Genomic DNA, 22,404 nt, shown 5'->3' on the forward strand with positions numbered 1-22,404 from the left:
AGCCGGCTCCGTTTTTGATGCCTTAAAGCATCACACCTTTGTAAAGCTTTCTTTTCCTACTCCGCAAAGGGGGCATACCCAATCATCAGGTATATCTTCAAATGCTGTTCCTGGGGCAATACCTCCATCGGGATCGCCTAGGGCCGGATCATACACATATCCGCATAAATCGCATACATATTTATCCATACTTATACTCCTTGTCTTTATGTTTGTATATCGCATAGAGTACGACACACATTCATAATACACTTTTTTTTGTTAATCGGCAAGTAATTTATTTAAGTTTTCCGATAAATTAATGATATTTTTATTTGAAGGATCGAGGGCTAAGACCTGCCCCAGATAATATTTTGCCTTTTTATAGTCTTTATTTTTTAGATACCATTCATACATGGCAAAAAGAGAATTTTTGTTTCTTGGATTTGACAAGAGACTTGATTGTAAAAAATTCAAATATTCACTTGGATTCCCTTGTTGCAATTTTGCATTATAGTAATACAAAATAGATTTGAGCTCAGAATCGGCTCCCTTCATTTTTTGATTTATTACCTGCTTTACGGTTTGATAATCCTTTCCGGCATATAAAGCTTCCATATAAAGATTTATAAAGGCGTTTGAAGGATTTTTTGTATTTGCATAAAGTTGTTTTGCAAGGCTGAGAGCCTTTGATGTTTGGCCTGCACCAAGGTATGAGGTCAATAAGAGTTCTTTGTTTGTATCGCTTGGATATTTAGCTGCCAGGTCTTCAGCCAATTCTACTGCCTGCTGCCATTTTCCGTTATTAATATCGTTTTTTACCAAAAGGGCTAGGGCTGCCGTATTTTCCGGGTAGCCGTCTAATACCTTGCGGATAAAAAAATCGGCAGGCTTATTATCTATTTTTGTTGAGGCTTCAAAGCAAATTTCTGCACAAGATAAAAGAACATTAAAATCTTCAGGGTAGTATTTATAAGCCTCGGTTAAAAATTCGGAGGCTCGAATCAGGTTTTTATTCCACTCCCTTGTTACTCGGGCTCGGTATAAAAGATAGTTTTTTGCGGTTTTATTCTTTGTCGAATAAGCATCTAAAAGAGAGTTCGCCTTTAAGTATTCTTTTTGTTCTATCAATATTCTTATACGCAAAAGAAGGGCTGAAATATTTTCAGGCTCTTTTTTTAGAACCGATACAATGTTCTCCGAAGCCTTGTTAAAATCATTTTTTGCTATATGGGCTCTTGCATATAGGAGTTTGACTTCGGTATTGTCACTATAGAGGTTGTTTAGCTCATCAGCTATTTTTAAGGCTTCGGTTCCGTTACCTGATTCGGCAGCAAATTGCCCGTATTTAAAACCGGCAGGATAACATGAGGAGTCAAGCTGCCATGCCTTTTGGTATAAGGCAACGGCTTCCGTCAATTTATTGTTTTTTTCCTTTAAAAGGCCTAAAAAATAATAGGGCAGAACTGACTGAGGTCTTAGCTTTTGAGCCGCTACAAGCCTTGATTCTATATCTTCCGCATATGGTTCAAGCACTGCTTCCGAAAAATCATCATAGGTTAAAACCAATGCCGGAATTATAAGGCTTAAAAAACCGTCTCTTTTTGTTGAAACAGGATATAATCCTACTTTTACTTCGCGCAGGGCCCGTAAATAAGGTTCATCTTCTGCATAGATGGGAGGTTTGACACCGTTTGTTTCTAAGGGATATACAAGATACATTATATCTGCAATTATTTTTAGGTAAAGTTTATTTTCGTTTGTGAGTCCCTTGCTGTCGTTTTGAATAAAAAGGACAGCCTCTTTTAAACTTGCAGGGGAGCCTTTTTCTATGAGGGAGGCAAGGGTTGAATCAAGCTTTTTTTCGACGAGTTCATCTTTTCCGGGGAGGGAAAGAATTGTACCTTCTCCTATAGGTTTTAAACCTGCTCCGTTTTGTTCTATAGAGCCTGCCGGTACATCCTCCGAAACCGCTTTTTTTGTGCTTACACAGGAAAAAAAAGGCAGACAGCACATTATTAATGCAAAAATGAAGAGAGAACGATGTTTGACTGCAAAATTTTTTACGTAAAAGCTCACTTCTATATTATAATATATTTTAGTAATGTTGCCAATATCTTTTTGAGATCTTAATTAAGAATTTTAATTGCAATTTTTTTTAAGCTATGATAGCATATATCGATAGGCCGATTCAGGAGATGAGAATGCAAAAGGTTCTTATTATTACTATTTCCTCAAAGGTTGCTGAGGGATATAAAAATTTTTTAAAAAATTTTTTTGATGAAGATATCATTATCGGCACTAAAAGTGTAGATGCCGATAATTTCGATTATATCGAATGTGCCGATGTTTATTTGATAGGTGCTACTTCGAGTGAAAATTTTGAGCCTATTATGGCTAAAATCGATAAATCAAAAGCTGTATTTATACGTTTGACTTTCAGGCAAAAAGAGATAGATCTGCTTAAGGCCATAAAAAACGGAACTGAAGCTCTTCTTGTAAATTTGAGCAGGCAGATGGCTATAGAAACCATCTCGGATTTACACAGGCTTGGTGTAACAAATATTATCCTGTATCCTTGCTATCCCAATCAAGAAAATATACCTAATCTTGATATGGCTATAACTCCCGGAGAGCGCCGTTTTGTTCCCGGTCATATTTCTGAAGTTTTGGATATTGGAGACAGGCTTTTAACGGCGAATACTATAGCTGAACTGGCTTTAAGGCTTGATTACTCTCATATCCTTCAAAGCGAAAGCTATAGGCAATATGTTTCAACCCTTGCCGAGCAAAATTACAGCATAGATCTTCTTACAAATAAGACGATGAGCATTGAAAATGCTTATCAAATGCTGATGGAGTCGCTGGATGTTGCCGTTATCGGTATTGATGTAAGGGGTAAGATATTTGTATGCAATAATGCCTTTTGCAAGATTATGAATATATCTAGGTTTGAACTTATCAACAGGGAGTTTAAAACTGCATTAAAAAATATTTATAATCATTTGGAAGATTCCGGTCTTACAAAAAAGGTTTCAAAAATTATCCGGATCAACCAAACAAATTTTGCTTTAAATGTTTTTCCGTTTTATTGGGAAAATCAATATGCAGGCAGATATATTCTGCTCCAGCGTTTTAGCGACACGGAAAAAAATCAACACCATCTTAGGATGCAGCTTATGAAAAAAGGTCATACTGCTAAATATACCTTTGATGATATAATCGGCAACTGTCAGGCAATTTGTAAAATAAAGGAAATAGCAGGAAAGGCTGCAAGGTCTGATGCCTCCATTCTTTTGACTGGTGAAAGCGGAACGGGAAAAGAATTATTTGCTCATTCCATTCACAAGGCATCAAAAAGGTCTTCTATGCCCTTTATTGCCTTAAACTGCGCCGCCTTCCAAGACAGCCTTTTGGAAAGTGAGCTCTTCGGCTATGTAGAAGGGTCGTTTACGGGAGCAAGAAAGGGAGGTAAGCTGGGGCTCTTTGAGTATGCCCACGGTGGTACTCTTTTTCTTGATGAAATAGAAGGAATGAGTGCAAACCTTCAGATTAAACTTTTGCGGGTTCTTCAAGAAAAAGAAATAATAAGGGTTGGCGGAAACCGCATCATCAAAATTGATGTCAGAATAATTGCAGCTTCAAATGAAAACATAAGGGAGCTTACCCTTCAGAACAAATTCCGAAAAGACCTGTACTACCGTTTAAATACAATACCTATTGAAGTTCCTCCTTTGAGGGAAAGAGAAGCAGATGTTTTGGTTATATCCGAGTATATTATGAATAAGATAAAGGCAGGTTTTGTGTTATCTCCTCAGGTAAAAGAATTTTTTTTAAAATACCGATGGGAAGGAAATATAAGAGAGCTTTACAATGTTCTTGAATATTTAAAGTATCTGGATGAAAAAGAGATAAGGATTGAGCACCTGCCTAAATATATCATCGATTTTGAGCCTCAGGAACCGCATGCTGCCTTATCATATCGGGAAAAAGAAGTCTATATTTTAAGACTCTTGGAAAGCGCTTTTCCTTTAGGCCTTGGAAGAAGAAAAATTTTAGATAGGTGCCGTACGGATGAGGTGGGTATTTCTGAAAGTCTCATACGCAAAATTCTTTCCGATCTTGAAAAAAAAGATTTTATAACGATAAATGAAGGCCGCTGCGGTACAACGATAAACGATAAGGGTGTCATGTATCTTAGGAGCTTAGTCCTTTAAATTATGCTTAGTAATGGGATGTAAATGGGGTTATCGGGATACCTCAACCAATTTATGCTTGTGTAAAAATTCTATAAAAAGTCATTTTTTTCTATAAAACCGTAAATTTTTCTTATTGATTTTTGCTTGGTATACTTTTTGCTTTGTATAAAATAAAGTATCATTTTGGAGTAAAGTTGTATGAAGTATGATTTTGATGAAATAATAGACCGGTCTTCAAATTATTCGGCAAAGTTTGAAGAAGCTCATTTGCATTACGGTACAAATGATGTGATTCCCTTATGGATAGCCGACATGGATTTTAAAACTGCAAGACCCATAATTGATGCAATAATAGAAAGAGCAGAGCAGGGTATTTTCGGATACACCTTTAGGCCTGATTCTTATTTTGATGCTGTTGCAGATTGGCAGATTAAAAGAAACAATTACAAACCGGATACAAATCTTATGGCCTTTGCTCCGGGGGTTGTGCCTGCAATGCGTATGATGCTGCAGATGTTCAGTACCGAGCAAGACCGTATGATGATAACGACCCCTGTTTATCATCCCTTTACCGATATAGTTTTAAATACAAAAAGAACATTGGTGAACATTCCTCTTATAGTAGAAGGGGAAAAATATAAAATGAATTTTGAAGGTATTGAAGCGGAGTTTAAAAAAGGAATTAAGTTTTTTATATTTTGCAATCCTCATAATCCTGTCGGCCGTGTTTGGACAAGGGATGAACTTGAACGCTTAACCTCCCTTTGTTTAAAATACAAGGTCAAAATCATTTCGGACGAAATTCATTCGGATTTAATTTTTTCAGGCTTTAAGCACATACCTACGGCTTCTATTTCTAAAGAGGTTGAAACAATTACCTATACTATGATAGCTCCCAGTAAAACCTTTAACCTTGCAGGCTTACAAGCATCTACAATTATTTTCCCCAACATGGAAGAAAAAGATCAATACATTGCAAACTTAAAAGAGATGGATGTAGCACGCAATAATTGTTTTAGTCTTGTAGCAACTATTGCTGCCTACCGAGAAGGAGAAGAGTGGCTTAGTCAGGCAATAGATTATATTCACGGCAATATGGAATTCATCTATGAATATTGCAAAAAAAATATTCCGGTTTTAAAACCGAACAAACCTGAAGCAACCTATCTTTGCTGGATAGATGCAAGAGATCTAAAAATGAATGACGATGAGCTTAAAAAATTTCTTGTAGAAAAAGCAGGACTTGCTTTGGGAAGCGGAATAGAATTCGGTGAAGGCGGAAGCGGTTTTGTGAGATTTAATGCAGCAACTTCTCGCCGGGTAATTGAAAGGGCTCTTATGCAGTTGGAAGCTGCAATAAAAAAAATATAGGAGAAAATTTATGGATGAAAGTAGAAGTTCAAAAAGGTACGGCTTTATAGCCTTTGTTCCGTTACTGGTTTTTTTAGCCTTGTACATCGGATTCGGTTTGTTTTTTACGGCTCAGGGAGTTCCTAAGGCTTTTAAACAATTTCCAAGGCATGTTGCTCTTTTAATCGGTATCTTCATTGCTGTTCTTATGAACCGCAAGGAAAAATTCGGTACAAAGGTTGATGTGTTTTCTAAAAATGCCGGAAATGAAGGCGTAATGCTCATAGGCCTTATCTATCTCTTGGCCGGAGGTTTTCAAGGTGCTGCAAAGGCGATGGGCGGTGTAGACAGCATTGTCAATTTAGGTTTGACCTATATTCCAAGTGCCTTGTTGATTCCCGGAGTATTTTTAATGAGCTGTTTTATTTCTACGGCAATTGGAACCTCCATGGGAACGATTGCAGCTATGGCCCCGATCGCAATTGGAGTTGCAACAAAGTCGGATCTAAATTTGGCTGTAACTTGCAGTGCAGTAATCGGCGGAGCCTATTTCGGCGACAACCTTTCAATCATATCGGATACGACTATTTCTGCAACGAAGGGTGTAGGCTGTGAAATGAAGGATAAGTTTAGAATGAACCTTTTAATTGCCATACCGGCTGCAGTTTTTGCCTTTATCTTGTATGCGATTATGGGCGGTAAAGGTACAATTACGGGGGATTTGGAATTCCATTTGATTAGAATTATTCCGTACATTGTAGTTTTAATTACAGCCTTAACGGGTATGAATGTTGTTGCCGTCCTCTTTGTAGGAATTATTATGGCGGGTTTGATAGGTGTTTTGCAGGGTACCTTGACATTTATGACCTTTGTTCAATCTTTAGGCGATGGTATGGAAGATATGATGAGTATTACTATCGTTGCCATCTTAATCTCCGGTCTAATCGGTTTGATAAAATACTACGGCGGTATTGATTGGCTTATCAATAAGATTACTTCAAGAATCAAGAGCAGAAAAGGTGCAGAATACGGAATCGGTTTGTTATCGGGACTTCTGTCCATTTCCTTGGTAAACAATACAATAGCCATCATTATATCTGCTCCTATTGCAAAGGAAATCGGCTTTCAATACAAGATTTCACCGAAACGCTTAGCAAGTTTACTTGATATCTTTGCTTGTGCCTTCTTGGCCCTTTGCCCGCATGACGGAGGTATGCTGATTGTAACAGGTCTGTCAGGTGTTGCTCCTACGGCAGTTCTTGCACACTCATATTATATCTTCGGATTGATAGCGGCTGCCGTTATAACTATTCAATTAGGTCTTTTAAGAACCAAGGAAGAAAAGGCTGCTATCTGATTAAGTTAAAAAATAAGGTTTCCTAGAAAACTGTCCCGTTTTTAGAGTTTACATTCTCTGAGGACGGGACTTTTTTTCTTTTATTACTAGATATTTTTGATAAAATGTATTAAAATAATGAATAAATATTTGAATCGAGGCTATAATGAAAATTAGAACATCAGTAAATTTGTTTTTAACCCTTACCTTGGTTATTGTTGTATTCGGAGCTTTAACTTCAACCCTTTATTATACAAGATCATTTATCGAGGGTATTTTTTATAAAAATATTCAGTATATCTTAGATTCTTCTTTTTCGGAACTGCAAAGAGATCTTGAAAGCGGTTTAACCATTTCAAAAAATTTTGCGAGGCAGGACAATTTAATAAGATGGTTCGAGTCTTACGAAGAGGATGGAAAAGACGGGGAAGATATCAAATCAATGATGCTAAAGCTGGCAGGTGAGGAAAAATTCAGTACATGTTTTGCAGCTTCCGGCTTGACCGGTTCTTATTACGTAGTTGATAAAGATAAAAATATTGTGCGGGATCAATTATCTCAGGACAATCCGGATGACTCATGGTTTTATGCCATTTTAAAAGAAAAAGAAAATATATTTTATGACATTGATTACAATAAGACCTTGGGAACTACAAATTTTTGGTTTGATTGTAAGGTTTTTAATGATAAGGGCGAGACCTTAGGCTTTGCAGGCTTATCCGTGAATTTGGATAGTGCAATAGAAAAAATGAAAAAATCCGCCCCCAGTAATAATTCATGGCTCGGGTTTATTGGAAAGGGGGATGAGGTTTTAATATCCTCAAACTCCGAATTAATAGGAAAAAAGATAGAACTTATTACGGGCAGTTTGCTCTCTGTCGAAGGCTTCCCCGAGCTTTACCATTACACGGATAAGGATTTGGGCAAGGTGCTTATTTCAAAAAAACAGTTACAAAATTTCCCTTATTCAATCATGCTTGCAGCTCCCATGAATGAGTTTATTCCTCCCATATTTTTAATTTTACGTTTGCCTTTTATATGGTCATTTGCCATTTTGCTGATTATGCTGGTAATCAGTTCATTCTTATTACGGATCTTTTTCGGCCGTTTTGCTAAAATGAATTCGGTATTTAATAAGATAGCCGAAGGAGATTTTAGTATAAGGGCTGATGTTTCAAATGATGAGGTGGGAAGCATAACCTCAGTTTTAAATAATGCAATCGAAAAAGTAAGTGCTGCCCTTGCAAGTATAGGTAAACATACTGATAGGATGCAGGGAATATGTGAAAATTTATCCGCAAATATGGTTGAATCTGCCGCTGCCTTAAATGAGATTACTGCAAATATTGAAGGGGTGAGGGGACAGGTGCTCACTCAAAACTCCAGTGTCGAAAACGCTGTCAGCAAGGTAGATGAAATATCAAAAAATATTTCGGACCTTGATGTTCATATCGACAATCAGGCCGAAAGTTTTACATCTTCTACAAAGTCCGTCGGAGAAATAGTTTCGAATATAGAAGGAGTGAGAAGTAAGGCTCAAGACAATTTAAAGGCCATTAAGGAGCTCGAGCAGGCTACCCATCAAGGAAAAGAAACTGTAAAATCGGTGGTGGATATTACCGGAATCGTAACGGAACAATCAGAAGGACTTTTGGATGCAATTTCGGTTATCCAAAATACGGCAAGTCAGACAAACCTCCTTGCAATGAATGCAGCAATCGAGGCCGCTCATGCAGGAGAATCCGGAAAGGGCTTTGCCGTTGTTGCCGATGAAATCAGAAAACTTGCCGAAGAATCCGGAGAGCAGGGTAAAAATATTACAAAGGTTTTGGAAGAGTTAAAAAGCAAGATCGAAAACCTAAACGGCGCAGGGCCCCGCGTTTCAGAACAATTTGAAAAGATAAGCTCTATGATGGATTTTATCTACCGCCAAGAAGACGGAATGATCAGAACCATGAATGAGCAGCTCAAAGATGCAGAGGCTGTCCTACATGAAATACACGGAATGGAAGAGGTAAGCAAAGCCGTCAAAAGAGGTTCAGATGAAATGCTTGCAAAAATAGAAAAAATTTCACAAGAGCTTAAAACCCTTTCTTCTCTTTCTGAAAATATAACTCAAAGTATGACCGAAATGTCGGTTGGTGTAGGGCAGGTCAACAAAACGGTTCAAGATGTAACCGATATTGCAAGCCTAAATAAAGAAACGGCTATAGGGGTTGCTTCCGAGATTGCAAAGTTTAAGGTGTAGGTTGACAATAATTTTATTCTTCTTTTGCTCCTATTAAATTTACAAAGTAGGGGCAACTTTCTAAAAGTTCATCAAAGCTGCCTTGTGCAAGGGCCTTCCCCTCCTTTAACACCACAATTTTATCGGCGCTTTTTATTGTCGAAATTCTATGAGCAATAACGAGGCAGGCTCTTCCTTCCTTCAATTTTTTTAAGGCTAAATTTATAAGTCTTTCATTTTCTGAATCGAGATTTGCCGACGCTTCATCTAATACCAAAACGGGAGAATTTTTTAAGAAGGCTTGGGCTATCGAAAGCCGCTGTTTTTCTCCGCCTGAAAGTTTTAAGGCTCGCTCTCCTATTACGGTATTTTTACCTAAGGGAAGCTTTTCGATAAACTTATCTGCTTCGGCTTCATTTATTGCATTTTGGATTTCTTCCGTACTTGCCTCTCTTTTTGCAAGCCGCAAATTTTCTTCTATACTTATATTAAATAAGTATACATCTTGAGGAACTACGGTAATAAGATCCCTTAAAGACCTCAACCTTAATTCTCTTATATCGGTACCGCTGATTTTTATTGAACCTGCATCGGGTTCTCTAAATCTTTGCAAAAGACGGGCTGCGGTAGTTTTTCCGGAACCGGAATGTCCTACAAGGGCAAGGGTTTCGCCTGTTTTAAATTTGAACGAAAGTCCGTCTAATATTTTAGGATTCTGCTTCTCCTCATTTTTTTGAGGATAGGTAAATTCTACATTGTCGAATTCTACGCAAATTTCTTTTACATTGTGTTCTCCTTTGGCGATTATTTCTTCAGCCGTTTTTGTTCCCGTATCGTAAACTTCGGGCTCCATAAAAAGAAGATTAAATACTCTTTTTGAGGCTGCAGCGATGAGACCGTATTGGGTACTCATTTGCAGGGCATCGGCTATGGGATTTAAAAATGCCGAAGAAATTACCAAGACGGGCAAAAACCAAAGAGGGGCTAAGGAACCGTTTTTTACTAAAAAGGCTGCGGTAATCATTACAGAAAAAGAAGCCGTCAGCATTAGAATCGATAAGATTAAATTTTGGTCTGTTCTCCGTTTGGCATCCGTAAACACAGCTTTATTAAAACCTGTCACGGAGTTAAACATTTTTTTTAGATAGTGTTCTTGGTATCTAAAAGAAATAATATCCTTTAAGCCTTGAATGCAGTCAACAGATTCGGCATTTAGGCCGCCCGCAGCCTTCATGTAATCGAAGCCGTGTTTGTCTGCCTCTCTTTTTTTAAATTTAGGAAATAGCATGAGTAAGATAAGTGTGGGTAGGAGAACCAGAGAAAGATAAATTGAAAGGCTTCCCAAAAATATTAAAACTGCAAGGGGAATAAAAATTGCAACAAAAATCTGAGCAATGGTGTGAGCATAAAACCATTCCAGAATTTCTACATCGTTTAAAACTATTGAAGTTAAATTGCCGCTTCTTTCGTTTTCAAGTCCTGCAGGAGCTATCTCATCTATTTTTTCGTAGGCTAACATTCTTAGCTTTGTCAAAATTCTATAAGCCATGTCATGGCCAACATAAATATCAAGATAGGCAAAGACTGCTTGCAGGGCAATAAAAATACAAATCAAAATGAACAGTAGTTTTATTCTTTCAGTCCGGCCTAAAAGTATTGCGCTTATGGTATAGGAGGTTAAAAGTGAAAGTGCTATTGGAATGAGTTTAAATATTGCATTGCACAATATCGAAATAAATAAGTAAATTTTAAAACCTTTAATATATTTGGTCAGGGCAAAGATAGTGTCGTTTACTTTAATCATATAATTTCCTTTTTAATTTTTTGTTTTAAGATTTGCTCTCCCATGAGCTTACGGTAAGATTCCGACTTTGAGGAGAGCTCTTCATGTGTTCCTGCATCTTCTATTTTTCCGTTATCGATTATGCAAATTTGTTCCGCTTTTTGAATAGTTGCAAGCCTGTGGGCAATTATCAAAACGGTTTTACCCTTACATAGTTCCGAAAAGCTTTTTTGGATTTCCATTTCGCTTTGCCTGTCAAGAGAGGAGGTGGCTTCATCAAAAATTAGAATAGGAGAGTTTCTTAAAAAGGCCCTTGCTATGGCAATGCGCTGTCTTTCTCCTCCTGAAAATTTTGCACCTCGTTCACCTAGGACTGTGTTATACCCGTCAGGGAGACTTGAGATAAAATCGTGAATGCGTGCTTTTTTTGCAGCCTCTATTACTTCTTCTTTTGTTGCATCCGGCTTGCCTATTAAAATATTTTGGTAGGCTGTCCCGAAAAAAATATGACTGTCCTGCCAAACGGCAGAAATCAAATTTTGAATTTCATCCACAGTTTTTTCGGATAGAATTTTTTCGCCCACCCTTATTGTTCCGTTTTTAATAGGATAAAAACCTGCAAGGAGATGTGCTATTGTGGACTTTCCGCTGCCTGAAGAACCGACAAGGGCCGTTGAAGTACCGTTCGGAATTGTAAAAGAGATATCTTTTATTACGTCAGTTTCCTCATAGGCAAAGTTTACATTTGTAAAAGAAATATCTCCAGTAAAATTATCTGTTGCCTGTTTTGATTTAAGTTCACTTCCTTCCTTTAGATTATCTTTTTTGCTTACGTTTAAAAGATTTGCCGAAAGAGAAAGTTTTACCGGTGTTTTTAAAAAATTATAGATTTCATAAGAGGCCGTAACACCTCGATAACCCAAGTGCCAAATATTTATGAGAATATACATGGGTGAGAAACAAGCTGCGGTTAAAAATAAAATGTAGATAAGGTTGTCGGGCGAAGAATATAGGTAAGCTCTTAATGCTGCAACTGCCGCCGATAAGGTTCCTCCGATTGCCGCACAAAGCTGTAAAACTCCGCTGTCGATCATAGTAACCTTTAAGTGATTCATAATTGTAACACGCAAGATTTCGCCCTGCCCTTGAAGTTTTTCTTTTTGGTACTCATCGGCATTTAAGGCTTTTAAAGAAGTAAGGCCTTGTAATGCATCCAGACAATCAGAATAGTATTTTGAATGGGCTGCATGTTCTTCCTTTCCTCTTTCTTGCATAATTTTAAAAAAGAACATTGGAAACCCCAACATACCTGCAGCTCCTAAAAGGCAGATTATACCTACTACATAATCAAGGTAAAATAAAATCGAAATTAATACTATGTCTAGTAATATGGTGCCGCTTACAAAGGGAAGGTATTGGTAAAAGTAGGGACTTAACCATTCTGTTTTTGCAAAAACCATGGAGGCAAGTTCTCCTGAACGTCTGTTGATAGTATAGGCTGGGCCTAGAGCAAAAAGTTTTTTAAAAACTTTTTCGCGCAAGATATCTTTAATTTTAATACTGCATTCTTGTCCTTTTAAGCTTGTTGTACGCTGTAATATGATGGAAAAAACCGCTAAAATTCCCAGACAAATAAATATTTGATTTAAGGAGGTAAAACATAAAATTTTTTCTTTTCCGAATATTAACTGCACCATCAACGCCGTGCATAAGGTAATCAACACCTTTGACGAAAGTAAAAGAAAATTTAAAACAGAAGAAAGAACTAAAAGTTTTCTTCCTCCCTTTGAAAGAAAAATGAGTTGTTTGTTTATAAACATAAAAACTCCGAAAATATTTAATTATAAATTTAATTTACCGTAAGTAGTTTATATGTTTTTATTATTTTGGTCAAGTTAGATATTTCAAACAATTTAAAATTCTTTCTTCTCTTAACAAATCTTTTTTCTGTAAAAAAAATAATAAACCGTAAATATAATGCTTGTCAAAGTCCATGAGATAGGAAATGCCAGGACAATCATTTCGACGACAGGATTTATAGGGACAAATAAAAATATCCAAGCAATGCGGGAAGCACAAACACCAAGGAGGGTTATGACCATGGGCTTAAAAGTTTCTCCTGTTCCGTGAATAGCAACCGAAAGAATTTCTGCAAATACAAATACCGTATAAAAAGGAGCGAGAATGTGCATGAGCCTTTCGGTGATTATAAGAACTTCATAGTCCTTTGAGTTGATAAAAAGTTTTCCCAATGGCAAATTCCAAAAATAAAGAATTACACAAACGCTTCCTATTATAATACTTGACATAATAAGACCCAATCGTACAACCTCTTTGATGCGATCATATTTTTTGGCTCCGTAATTTTGCGCAACAAAGGTTGCAACCGATGATGTCATAGCTTCAAGTAAAATCCAAACTAAAAAATCCAGTTTGCCGCAAAGAGCCCAAGCCGCAATATTGGATGTTCCCGTTCCATTTACCGTTGCTTGAATTATCATATTGGCGATGGGGAAAAAGGCGGACTGTATGCCGATAGGAAGTCCCAGTCTTGCAATATTGATGGAAGAAAATCTGTCAATTTTTATCTTTTTAAGGATTAGAGGACAGTGACCGTTTTTTTTGGTGAGAGCAAAAAGAATTATTACGGCACTTATAAGCTGCGAAACTACAGTTGCAAGTGCAGCTCCTCCTATTCCCCAATTAAAAATTCCTATAAAAATCAAGTCTAAAATTACGTTTAATGCCGAAGAAATTATCAAAGCATAAAACGGAGTTTTGGAATTTCCCATTGCACGCAAAATTCCCGAACCGATATTATAAAAAAGAGAAACTCCCATTCCGGCAAAATAAATTCTGACATAGCTTAATGTCATATCGAAAATATCTTGAGGAACTCCCATCATAAAAAGAAGCAGGGGCGAAATAAGAACTCCTATTATTGAAAGACTTATGCCGAGAATAAGAGTTAAGCCTATCGAAGTGTGAATTGCATCAAAAAGTTCATTAGTTTTTTTTGCACCGAATAATTGGGAGATAATAATTGCCGCACCTGCCGATAGTCCTCCGAAAAGGTTTATGGGTAATTTTAATAAACTGAAAACGGAGTCGATAGCAGCAAGGCCCTCCTTACCTGTAAACTTTCCGACAATAACGGCATCGGCCGCCGTGTATAAGTGCTGAAAAAAGTTTCCTGCCAGGATGGGGAGTGTAAAAATTATCAACGTTTTCCAAATTACGCCTTCGGTAAGATCCAAGTTTTTTTTGTTCATAGCTTTTTTCCGTTTTGAGGTTTACTATTGCTCAATGTGTAGTCTGTATAATAGAGATAAAATTGAGGCTTGTCAATATTGGATAAAACCTTCCTCTTATAAAAAGTTAAAAAATATGCTATAATTAATTCGCAAGGGGGTAGAAAATGACCAATAGAAAGCTGCCTATAGGTGTTCAAAGTTTTGAAGTTTTGCGTAAGGATGGCTTTATTTATGTAGATAAAACGGAATATATTTTTAATCTTGCAGCTGAAAGCCGAGTTCATTTTTTAAGCCGTCCACGCCGATTCGGGAAGAGTCTTTTTCTTTCTACATTAAAGGCCTACTTTTTAGGTAAAAAAGAACTTTTTAAAGGGCTTTATATAGAAGATGCAGAGCAAAAATATGCTGAAATCGAAGGGCGCGAAGCATGGGTGCAATATCCCGTTTTTCATCTGGATTTTAATCCTGCAAAATATGAAACAAGGGAAGATTTAGAAGGGCTTTTACATAATTATCTTTGCAGATGGGAAGATTTATATTGCCGTAACGAGTCTGAAAGATCCTTGTCTGAGCGCTTTTTTGGTCTTATCCGCCGAGCTTATGAAAAAACCGGTAAACAGGTTGTAATCCTTGTAGACGAGTACGATAAGCCTCTCCTTGAAACCATGATTATAAATGAAGCCTTAAATGAAGAGTATAGGCGTATCTTAAAGGGCTTTTACGGGGTTATTAAATCCTGCGACGAGTATATCCGCTTTGCCTTTTTAACGGGAGTTACGAAATTCAGCAAGGTCAGCATCTTTAGCGACTTAAACAATTTGCGGGATATTTCCCTTGAAAAAAAATATGCAGGTATCTGCGGTATTACCGAAACCGAAATGAAGGATGCTTTTAAACCCGAAATTGAAGCACTGGCAGAAGACCGAAAGCTAAGCTATGAAGATGCCCTTGCTCTGCTGAAAAAACGTTATGACGGCTACCTTTTTCATCCTGAAGGAGAGAGTTTGTACAATCCCTTTAGTTTGATTAATGCCTTTGCAAAAAAAGAAACGGGTTTTTATTGGTTTTCAACAGGAACCCCGACCTTCTTGGTAAGAACCCTAAAAGAACAAAAAGAAATCTGTATCCGCGATATTTTGGAAAATGCCGAAATGAGTGAAAACTCTCTACAGGACTATCGTCCCGATATGAATAACCCTGTACCCGTTTTATTCCAGTCGGGATATTTGACTATAAAAGATTATGATGAAAGGTTGGGCTTGTACAAGCTAGGCTTCCCCAATGACGAGGTAAAATACGGTTTTTTGGATAACCTTGTGCCGGACTATACCTCAATTTCAAAGGATGCAAGCGGCTTATTTATAGGAAATTTTATCAGGGATATAGAAAAGGGCAACATCGAATCTTTTATGAAAAGAATGTACACGGCCTGCGCAGGTCTTCCTTACAGTATGGCTTCAAAGGAAAATGTGCAGATGAGGGAAAGAGATTATCAGGTAGCCTTTTATATACTCTTTAGCCTCATGGGGCAGTTTGTCCAAACTGAAGTTGTAAGCTCAAAAGGGCGGGCCGACTGCGTAGTTCACACCGATGATACTATTTACATCTTTGAGTTTAAGCTTATGAATTCGGGAACACCTGCCCAAGCTGTCCAACAGATAAAAGACAAGGGTTATGCCGAACCCCACAAGATGAGCGGGAAAAAGATAGTCCTCATAGGTGCAGTCTTCGCCGACGGCATCGACGAAGAAACCGCCGATACATGGGTTGCCGAGGAAGTTTAGAAAAGGGCTCGCAAATTTTTTATCTTGACATTTTGCAGTTTGTAGAGTATACTCACCTTTATGGTAAACGCTCTTTTTTGCTTAACATTAATTTTTTCTCTTTCCCTTTTAAGGGCTTGTGATAAAACAAAAATATTAGCTATGGCTTACCCCCCCCCCCAATTTATCTATTAAATAAAATATCTCCAATTAAAATTTTTAATACATATTTTTCTCATATATTTTGTTTCTTTTTTGAAAATAAACCGCAACGGACGCAAAGTCACTTGAGCTGTGCAAAGGTTATAAATAAAATTTTTCCTTAATCTAAAAACCTCAGGACCGGATTTATTCTGTCTTGCGGTTTTTTTGTATAAATTTAAATATTTAACAAGGAGAAAATTAGTTATGGAAAACACTAATTTCAAACTTAAGACTAAGGTCTTAAATCGGGCAGTAAGTTTTACTTCATTGTTGTTGGCTGCGGGAGTTTTTATTGTCTTATTGACTGCCTGCCCGAATACTGCAGGCGGTTTAGGAGGAGAAAGTACTCCGAGTGGAGGATCGGTTACACCATCTGATTTCGGCTCTTTTGAAGACGCCGGCGACTATGTAAAAATAACCCCTTCTGCCAACGGTATTATAGGAGTAGCTCCCGATGAGAGCACCCTGCCAGGAACTGAAGATTATTGGAAGGGCGTGTTTATCAAAGATAGGAAGGTAAAATTGAGTCCCTACATGCTGGGCAAGACGGAGGTAACCTATGAGAAGTGGTATGAGGTAAGAGTATGGGCAGAAGGAAATGGCTACACCTTTGCCAACAAAGGGCTTGAAGGCTGGGACGGCACAGGCGGTGGTTCTTGGCCTAATTATGCAAATATCGGTAAGCCTCCTACGGGAAACAAAAATCATCCTGTAACCAATATTTCTTGGAGGGACTGTATAGTATGGTGCAATGCCTATACTGAGATGGTAAAAGGCTCAGATGCCGAATGTGTATACCGAAAAAGCAAAGTCGATACTGCCGTGTTAAAAAGTGCAAATGATACATCTGCATGTGATAATGCCTATGCCGATATGAACAAAAAAGGCTACAGACTTCCGATCGAAGTGGAATGGGAATATGCAGCCCGCTGGCAGGGAAGCGACAGCACAAATGCCGAAAAGTACGGAGACTTATATTTGACAAAGCTATGGAGCGCAAGCGGGGCAAAGGACAAGTGGGATACGGACGAAACGGGTAAAGTTGCATGGTATCATAACAATTCCGGAGGAAAAACGCATTCTGTGGGAGAAAAAAGAGCTAATTACTTGGGCCTATACAATATGTCAGGAAATGTGTGGGAGTGGTGTTTTGATTGGTGGAATAATGATCCTAAAGCAGGGGATGAACCTGATGGAGATGGATTTGTGACGGATCCGCAAGGAGCTGTTGACGGTAGTACCCGCGTGGTGCGCGGAGGCGGTTGGGACAACAACGCTGACTACTGCACTGTAGGCGCACGGAACAACGGCTATCCTGACGAAAGGAACGACTATATTGGATTGCGGTTGGCTTGCCGGCCCTAGGGTACCCCAGAAGGGGTACACATTTTGCCGGGGACTTGCTCAAAAATGTACATCCTTGTACATTTTTGAGCTTCGAGTGTTTTTGCTTCGCAAAAAACTCGTAAGTATGGAACCACCGCCATCCGTGGCGGTTAAGCAGCGTAAGCCGCCCGAAGCGGTGAAACCGAACAGGCAAAATGTTTTGGTTGGTGTAGTAAAATCTTTGAAAAAGGAGATAAACTGCATTTTAGCCGCTTTAGCGGCTTCGAAATTTTTGCGATTTTTGCACCCCTTGCGGTTAAATAACTCACTATATCCTTAATTTACAGTTTTTCTATTTCTGCTTCGGAAAGACCTGTCATTATCAAAATTTCAGACATCGGATACCCTCTTTTTTTCATAAGTTTAGCTGTTTCTATAGCTTTATCATGAGCCCCTTTATCTCTGGCATCCATCTCAAAAGTAGACATCAATCTATATTCTTGCCTTGCTTGTTCATTGTTTTTTATTGTTTGTATCATTTCTTCTATCCTCCTTGTAAATTCATTTGTTGTTTTACCTGTTTTAAGATATTCTAAAAAGTCCTTTAATTCTTTGTCTTCAGTATTTTCAAAAGCTGTTGCATTTATTATAATCTTTTTTGTGCCGTCTTGTAAAGATACGTTTTTATCTTCAATACAGAGATTTTCAAAGGTGTAAACCGGCCTTTTCTTCCCTATAGCATCAAAGGTGCAGATAAAAATTATAAAGCTGTCGTTTAAAGCATTATAAGAATTGCCCTTATCCAAAAAAGAAATATCCATAGCAGCTTGATAAAACCTCATTCTTTTGGGGATATTTCTTTCGTTGCTGACCTGCATTTCTACATCGTAAAATTTTCCGTCTTCTGTTTGAACAAGGACATCAAATCGGATAGACTTTGCCTGTTCATAGGTGCTAATATTATGCTGTACCGAAACATACGCAATTTTACCTATCGTATCAGATAGTATTATTTCGATAAGTTTTTTACATAGCTTCGGATTTTGCATAACCTTACAAAACATAAAATCGTCTTGTAATGTCAAATCTTCAAATCTTTTTACTATTTCTTTCTCCAATTAATTTTTTCATATTTCCCCTCTCATTATATTTATACTTATTATTTGAAAAAAATAGTAAAACCTGAAAAAGATTTTTGTAAATCCGCCTTTGACACTTCCCCCTCTTTGTGTTATCATCTTTAGCCTATGGAAAAAGAGGAAAATAAAAAAGAAGAACCTATAAAATACGGGATTTTAAGCAATGTTTTGTTTATGCTTAAAACATCTTTTAGAACTTATAAGTCTGTGCCTGTTTTGATTTTACTGGAAGCCCTTTTATATGCGGGCGATAATTTAATTTCGATATTTTTTGCGCCTGCCGTTTTAACCCTCATTCAAAATAATGCGGCTATTAAAAATCTTTTAATGGTTATTTTCGGCTTTGCTTTTTCTTTGATGCTCCTCCGCGGTCTCCTTTCTTATTTGCAGACAAACCATCTTTTTGGGCGCATCGGCGTAAGGAGTGAGCTTATTTTTATGATAGGCGATAAGGCGATGACCACCTCCTATAATAACCTTGATAATAAGGATTTTGAAGCAAAGAAAAATAAGGCGATGGATGTTACAGACGGTAATTCGGAAGCAACCGAAGCGGTTTGGACTACCTTGCAGGAACTTCTTCAATACCTTCTTTGCTTTATCATCTATCTTATCATCCTTGCTTCCTTAAACCTTAATATCATTTTAATTACCCTTTTGACGGCTTGTGTGAGTTTTTTTATTACCAACAGTGTAAGCTCTTGGATGTATAAAAAGCGTGATGAGGAAAATAAGCATGTAAATCATTTGCGTTATATAACCCAAATCGGGAAAAATAAAAACCTAGCAAAGGATATCCGTCTTTTCGGAATGGAATCTTGGCTTAAAGAATTATACGAAAAGCATTTAAGGCTTTACAGCAATTTTCACCTCGAAGGAGAAAAGCGTTATTTTTTTGCCGACCTTGCAGATCTTCTTTTAACCTTTTTGCGAAACGGACTCATTTACTTTTGGCTGATAAGTCTTGTCCTGCAAAAAAATATAAGCGTTCCCCAATTTATCCTTTACTTTGCCGCAGCGGGAACCTTTACCCAATGGGTGAGCGGTATCTTAAATAAGGTTTCGGTTCTGCATAAGCAAAGTCTTGATATTTCCCGCCTCAGAGAATTTTTTGAATTTAAAGAAGATTATCGCTTTGAAAAAGGCGAAGCAATTCCTCTAAAAAATGAAAACGTCATCGAGCTAAAAAACGTGAGCCTCTTATATTCTGAAGGCGGAACTCCCGTTTTGGATAAGTTTAATTTGACCTTGAAGCCTAAAGAAAAACTTGCCATTGTCGGCTTAAACGGAGCAGGAAAAACAAGCCTCGTAAAGCTGATTACCGGCCTTTATGACCCCACCGAGGGAGAGGTCTTGTTTAACGGAAGAAACATAAAAGACTTTAACCGGGACGAATACTATAAGTGTTTTAGTGCAGTCTTTCAGGAGTTTTCGATATTGCCTACAAGTATTGCGGTGAACATTACGCAAACAAGAGAAGGCATTAACAAGGAGAGGATTGAAGAGGTCTTAAAACTTTCGGGGCTTTACGATAAGGTTCAAAGTCTTCCGCAAAAAGAAGAAACCCGTCTTTGCAAGGATGTCTTCTTTGATGCCGTAGAACTTTCAGGCGGCGAAACTCAAAAGCTCTTACTCGCAAGGGCTCTTTATCGGGACAGGCCCTTTTTAATCTTGGATGAACCTACCGCTGCCTTAGACCCCATCGCTGAACATGAGCTTTACACCAAGTATAACGATTTATCGAAGGATAAAACCTCTATCTTTATTTCGCATAGGCTTGCTTCCACCCGCTTTTGCGACAGGATTATTTTTATAAAGGACGGAAAAATAATCGAAGAAGGCACCCATGATGCTCTTTTAAAAAAGGGCAGGGAGTATGCTCATCTTTTTGAGGTACAAAGCAAGTATTATAAAGAAGAACAGGATAAAGAATTGCATGATGATTTAAAAGAAGACGGAGGAAATTTATGAAAACCGAAAAAAAAGATAATAAAAAAAGACATAACAAGGGCTTGAATCGGCGGGCTTTTTTTCTCCTATTTAAAAAGGCTCCTTTGTTTTTTATTTCCGTGCTTGGAGAAAAAGTTTTTACGAGTCTCTTGCCCTTTATAGGTATTTTCTTTTCGGCAAGGATTGTAAACGAGCTTGTTTTAATTTATTCGGGACAAGGCGATTTATCGAAAATCAAAAGCTTGGTACTGCTCTCCCTTATTTTAACGGCTCTTTGTATGCTTGTTTCTTCCTTATTTAAAAGATGGGCAAACTATGAAGGACGGAGTATAGACTACAAGGTAGAAGACATCTATGTTCAAAAATTTTTAAGTATGGATTTTCAAGATGCGGAATCCGCAAAAACAAATGAGATTTATACAAGGATATGGCAAAATTCAAATTACGGAGGCTGGGGATTGTACAAAATTCTTTGGATTTATACAAAGTGTTCCACCCATCTTACTTCCGTAATCACGTCGGCAGCCTTGAGTATAAGCCTTTTTAGCTTTAAGGTTCAGACTGCGGAATTGCTTTTTTTAAACAATCCCCTTTTTATCTTTGTAATTCTTTTTAGCATTGTGCTTTTAATTATCATTCCTGCAAAACTTCAAACAATGTCGGACTCCTACTGGGCCCTTGTTTCGGAGGAAGCCACAGAAGGAAACAGGGTGTTTAGTTTTTTCTTTAGACTCTTTAACGAAAAAAATCGTGCAATGGATGTGCGTATGTACGGCCAGCAAGGAGAGGGTAACATAATAAGATTTTCCACTAATATTTTTCTGCCCGGAGGGAGACTTGCAAAATGCGCTAAAAAAGAAATGGGCTTTTTTGCCTTTTTATCTGCCTTTGTTTCGACTTCCCTTTTAATAGTCATTTACGGCTTTGTGGGCCTAAAAGCTCTGGGAGGAGCCTTCCCGGCAGGTAACCTCATGCAATATGCTGCAAGTATAACGGCTCTTTCTTCCGCCCTCACCGAAATCTTCACGGTCGCAGGCGAGGCAAAAAACAATAGGGCTTTTTTAAAGGATTTATTCGACTTCTTGGATATCAAAAACGGAATGTGCATGAATAAGGCTCCCCTCGATTATTCCGGCAATGCCGAAAACACAATCGAGTTTAAAAGCGTTTCCTTTTCATATCCCGATTCCGAAAGAAGAGTTTTAAAAAACTTAAACCTTAGCCTAAAGCAGGGCGAGCGGCTTGCCGTAGTCGGTAAAAACGGAAGCGGCAAGACCACCTTTGTAAAACTTCTATGCCGCCTCTATGACCCTACGGAAGGTGAAATTCTTTTTAACGGAAGGAACATAAAAGAATATGACTATAAAGAATACCTAAATCTTTTTTCCGTCGTCTTTCAGGATTTTAAACTCCTTGCCCTCCCTCTTGCTCAAAACCTTTCCGGCGGAGAGGCTTACGATAGACCTAAGGTCTTGGACGTTTTAAAGAAGGCTGATCTTGATCTTTCTAAGTTTAAAAAAGAGGAAGAAACTTATCTTTATAAAAACTTTGATGATGAGGGCGTAAATATTTCGGGCGGAGAGGGACAGAAAATTGCAATAGCCCGTGCCCTTTATAAGGATGCTCCCTTTATAATCTTAGACGAACCTACAGCCGCCCTCGACCCCATTGCCGAAGCCGAAATATACTCCAAATTCGACGGCCTTGTAAAAAACAAAACCTCCCTTTATATTTCGCACCGCCTTTCCTCGTGTAAGTTTTGCTCCCATATCTTGGTCTTTGATGAAGGCCGAATAGCCCAAGAAGGCAGCCACGAAAAGCTCTTAGCTGAACAAGGCCTTTACAATAAATTATGGAACGCCCAAGCCCAATATTATCAAGACAAATCTTGACA

Annotated in this window: 14 protein-coding genes; 8 read left to right on the forward strand and 6 right to left on the reverse strand. The window is 37.9% G+C overall.

Annotation, left to right across the window (positions count from 1 at the left end; genetic code table 11):
- Nucleotides 1-30: 30 nt before the first annotated feature.
- Both rd and E4O04_RS05435 read right to left on the reverse strand, forming a co-directional pair.
- Complete coding sequence (gene rd / locus E4O04_RS05430; protein WP_002670545.1) at nt 31-189, reverse strand: rubredoxin; 159 nt, start codon at nt 187-189, stop codon at nt 31-33.
- A 72-nt stretch (nt 190-261) separates the two neighbouring features.
- Complete coding sequence (locus E4O04_RS05435; protein WP_253710437.1) at nt 262-2,058, reverse strand: tetratricopeptide repeat protein; 1,797 nt, start codon at nt 2,056-2,058, stop codon at nt 262-264.
- Between the two features lie 125 nt (nt 2,059-2,183).
- Between E4O04_RS05435 and E4O04_RS05440 the strand changes: the two genes are divergently transcribed.
- From E4O04_RS05440 to E4O04_RS05455, 4 genes are all read left to right on the forward strand, one after another.
- Nucleotides 2,184-4,196, forward strand: coding sequence for a sigma-54 interaction domain-containing protein (locus E4O04_RS05440; protein ID WP_253710439.1), 2,013 nt, complete (start codon nt 2,184-2,186; stop codon nt 4,194-4,196).
- A gap of 180 nt (nt 4,197-4,376) precedes the next feature.
- On the forward strand, nt 4,377-5,549 hold the full coding sequence (locus E4O04_RS05445; protein WP_253684973.1) for a MalY/PatB family protein: 1,173 nt from the start codon (nt 4,377-4,379) through the stop codon (nt 5,547-5,549).
- A 10-nt stretch (nt 5,550-5,559) separates the two neighbouring features.
- The gene (locus E4O04_RS05450) at nt 5,560-6,885 is read left to right on the forward strand and encodes a Na+/H+ antiporter NhaC family protein (protein WP_253710441.1); all 1,326 of its coding nucleotides are present in this window, start codon (nt 5,560-5,562) and stop codon (nt 6,883-6,885) included.
- A 145-nt stretch (nt 6,886-7,030) separates the two neighbouring features.
- Nucleotides 7,031-9,112 carry a HAMP domain-containing methyl-accepting chemotaxis protein gene (locus E4O04_RS05455; RefSeq protein ID WP_253710443.1) on the forward strand — a complete coding sequence of 694 codons (2,082 nt, stop codon included), beginning with the start codon at nt 7,031-7,033 and terminating at the stop codon, nt 9,110-9,112.
- 13 nt (nt 9,113-9,125) lie between these two features.
- Here the strand turns inward: E4O04_RS05455 and E4O04_RS05460 are convergent, their stop codons facing one another.
- From E4O04_RS05460 to E4O04_RS05470, 3 genes are all read right to left on the reverse strand, one after another.
- Nucleotides 9,126-10,895 (reverse strand): ABC transporter ATP-binding protein, encoded by a 1,770-nt coding sequence (locus tag E4O04_RS05460; protein WP_253710445.1) that lies wholly within the window; start codon nt 10,893-10,895, stop codon nt 9,126-9,128.
- The gene (locus tag E4O04_RS05465; protein WP_253710446.1) at nt 10,892-12,694 is read right to left on the reverse strand and encodes an ABC transporter ATP-binding protein/permease; all 1,803 of its coding nucleotides are present in this window, start codon (nt 12,692-12,694) and stop codon (nt 10,892-10,894) included. The genes E4O04_RS05460 and E4O04_RS05465 overlap by 4 nt, the downstream gene beginning before the upstream one ends.
- Before the next feature lie 111 nt (nt 12,695-12,805).
- Nucleotides 12,806-14,146, reverse strand: a complete 1,341-nt coding sequence (locus tag E4O04_RS05470) for an MATE family efflux transporter (protein WP_253684968.1) — start codon at nt 14,144-14,146, stop codon at nt 12,806-12,808.
- Between the two features lie 146 nt (nt 14,147-14,292).
- Between E4O04_RS05470 and E4O04_RS05475 the strand changes: the two genes are divergently transcribed.
- Complete coding sequence (locus E4O04_RS05475) at nt 14,293-15,912, forward strand: ATP-binding protein (RefSeq protein ID WP_253710448.1); 1,620 nt, start codon at nt 14,293-14,295, stop codon at nt 15,910-15,912.
- Nucleotides 15,913-16,299: 387 nt separating this feature from the next.
- A complete protein-coding gene (locus E4O04_RS05480) occupies nt 16,300-17,460 on the forward strand; it encodes a formylglycine-generating enzyme family protein (RefSeq protein WP_253684965.1) in 1,161 nt (386 codons plus the stop codon).
- Between the two features lie 302 nt (nt 17,461-17,762).
- Here the strand turns inward: E4O04_RS05480 and E4O04_RS05485 are convergent, their stop codons facing one another.
- Entirely contained in the window at nt 17,763-18,527 is a 765-nt protein-coding gene (locus E4O04_RS05485) for an Rpn family recombination-promoting nuclease/putative transposase (RefSeq protein ID WP_253688129.1), read from the reverse strand.
- 141 nt (nt 18,528-18,668) lie between these two features.
- On the opposite strand from E4O04_RS05485, the gene E4O04_RS05490 reads away from it, so the two are divergent.
- Together E4O04_RS05490 and E4O04_RS05495 are read left to right on the forward strand one after the other, a co-directional pair.
- Nucleotides 18,669-20,531 carry an ABC transporter ATP-binding protein gene (locus E4O04_RS05490; protein ID WP_253710450.1) on the forward strand — a complete coding sequence of 621 codons (1,863 nt, stop codon included), beginning with the start codon at nt 18,669-18,671 and terminating at the stop codon, nt 20,529-20,531.
- A complete protein-coding gene (locus tag E4O04_RS05495; RefSeq protein ID WP_253710452.1) occupies nt 20,528-22,402 on the forward strand; it encodes an ABC transporter ATP-binding protein in 1,875 nt (624 codons plus the stop codon). The genes E4O04_RS05490 and E4O04_RS05495 overlap by 4 nt, the downstream gene beginning before the upstream one ends.
- Nucleotides 22,403-22,404: the final 2 nt, after the last annotated feature.

This window comes from Treponema sp. OMZ 799 (genome assembly GCF_024181365.1).
Taxonomy (GTDB): domain Bacteria; phylum Spirochaetota; class Spirochaetia; order Treponematales; family Treponemataceae; genus Treponema_B.

Bases quoted from the DNA above. Each gene is read 5' to 3' on its own strand.
- rd (WP_002670545.1), bottom strand. From the start codon at position 189: ATGGATAAATATGTATGCGATTTATGCGGATATGTGTATGATCCGGCC.
- E4O04_RS05440 (WP_253710439.1), top strand. From the start codon at position 2,184: ATGCAAAAGGTTCTTATTATTACTATTTCCTCAAAGGTTGCTGAGGGA.
- E4O04_RS05445 (WP_253684973.1), top strand. From the start codon at position 4,377: ATGAAGTATGATTTTGATGAAATAATAGACCGGTCTTCAAATTATTCG.
- E4O04_RS05450 (WP_253710441.1), top strand. From the start codon at position 5,560: ATGGATGAAAGTAGAAGTTCAAAAAGGTACGGCTTTATAGCCTTTGTT.
- E4O04_RS05455 (WP_253710443.1), top strand. From the start codon at position 7,031: ATGAAAATTAGAACATCAGTAAATTTGTTTTTAACCCTTACCTTGGTT.
- E4O04_RS05460 (WP_253710445.1), bottom strand. From the start codon at position 10,895: ATGATTAAAGTAAACGACACTATCTTTGCCCTGACCAAATATATTAAA.
- E4O04_RS05465 (WP_253710446.1), bottom strand. From the start codon at position 12,694: ATGTTTATAAACAAACAACTCATTTTTCTTTCAAAGGGAGGAAGAAAA.
- E4O04_RS05470 (WP_253684968.1), bottom strand. From the start codon at position 14,146: ATGAACAAAAAAAACTTGGATCTTACCGAAGGCGTAATTTGGAAAACG.
- E4O04_RS05475 (WP_253710448.1), top strand. From the start codon at position 14,293: ATGACCAATAGAAAGCTGCCTATAGGTGTTCAAAGTTTTGAAGTTTTG.
- E4O04_RS05480 (WP_253684965.1), top strand. From the start codon at position 16,300: ATGGAAAACACTAATTTCAAACTTAAGACTAAGGTCTTAAATCGGGCA.
- E4O04_RS05490 (WP_253710450.1), top strand. From the start codon at position 18,669: ATGGAAAAAGAGGAAAATAAAAAAGAAGAACCTATAAAATACGGGATT.
- E4O04_RS05495 (WP_253710452.1), top strand. From the start codon at position 20,528: ATGAAAACCGAAAAAAAAGATAATAAAAAAAGACATAACAAGGGCTTG.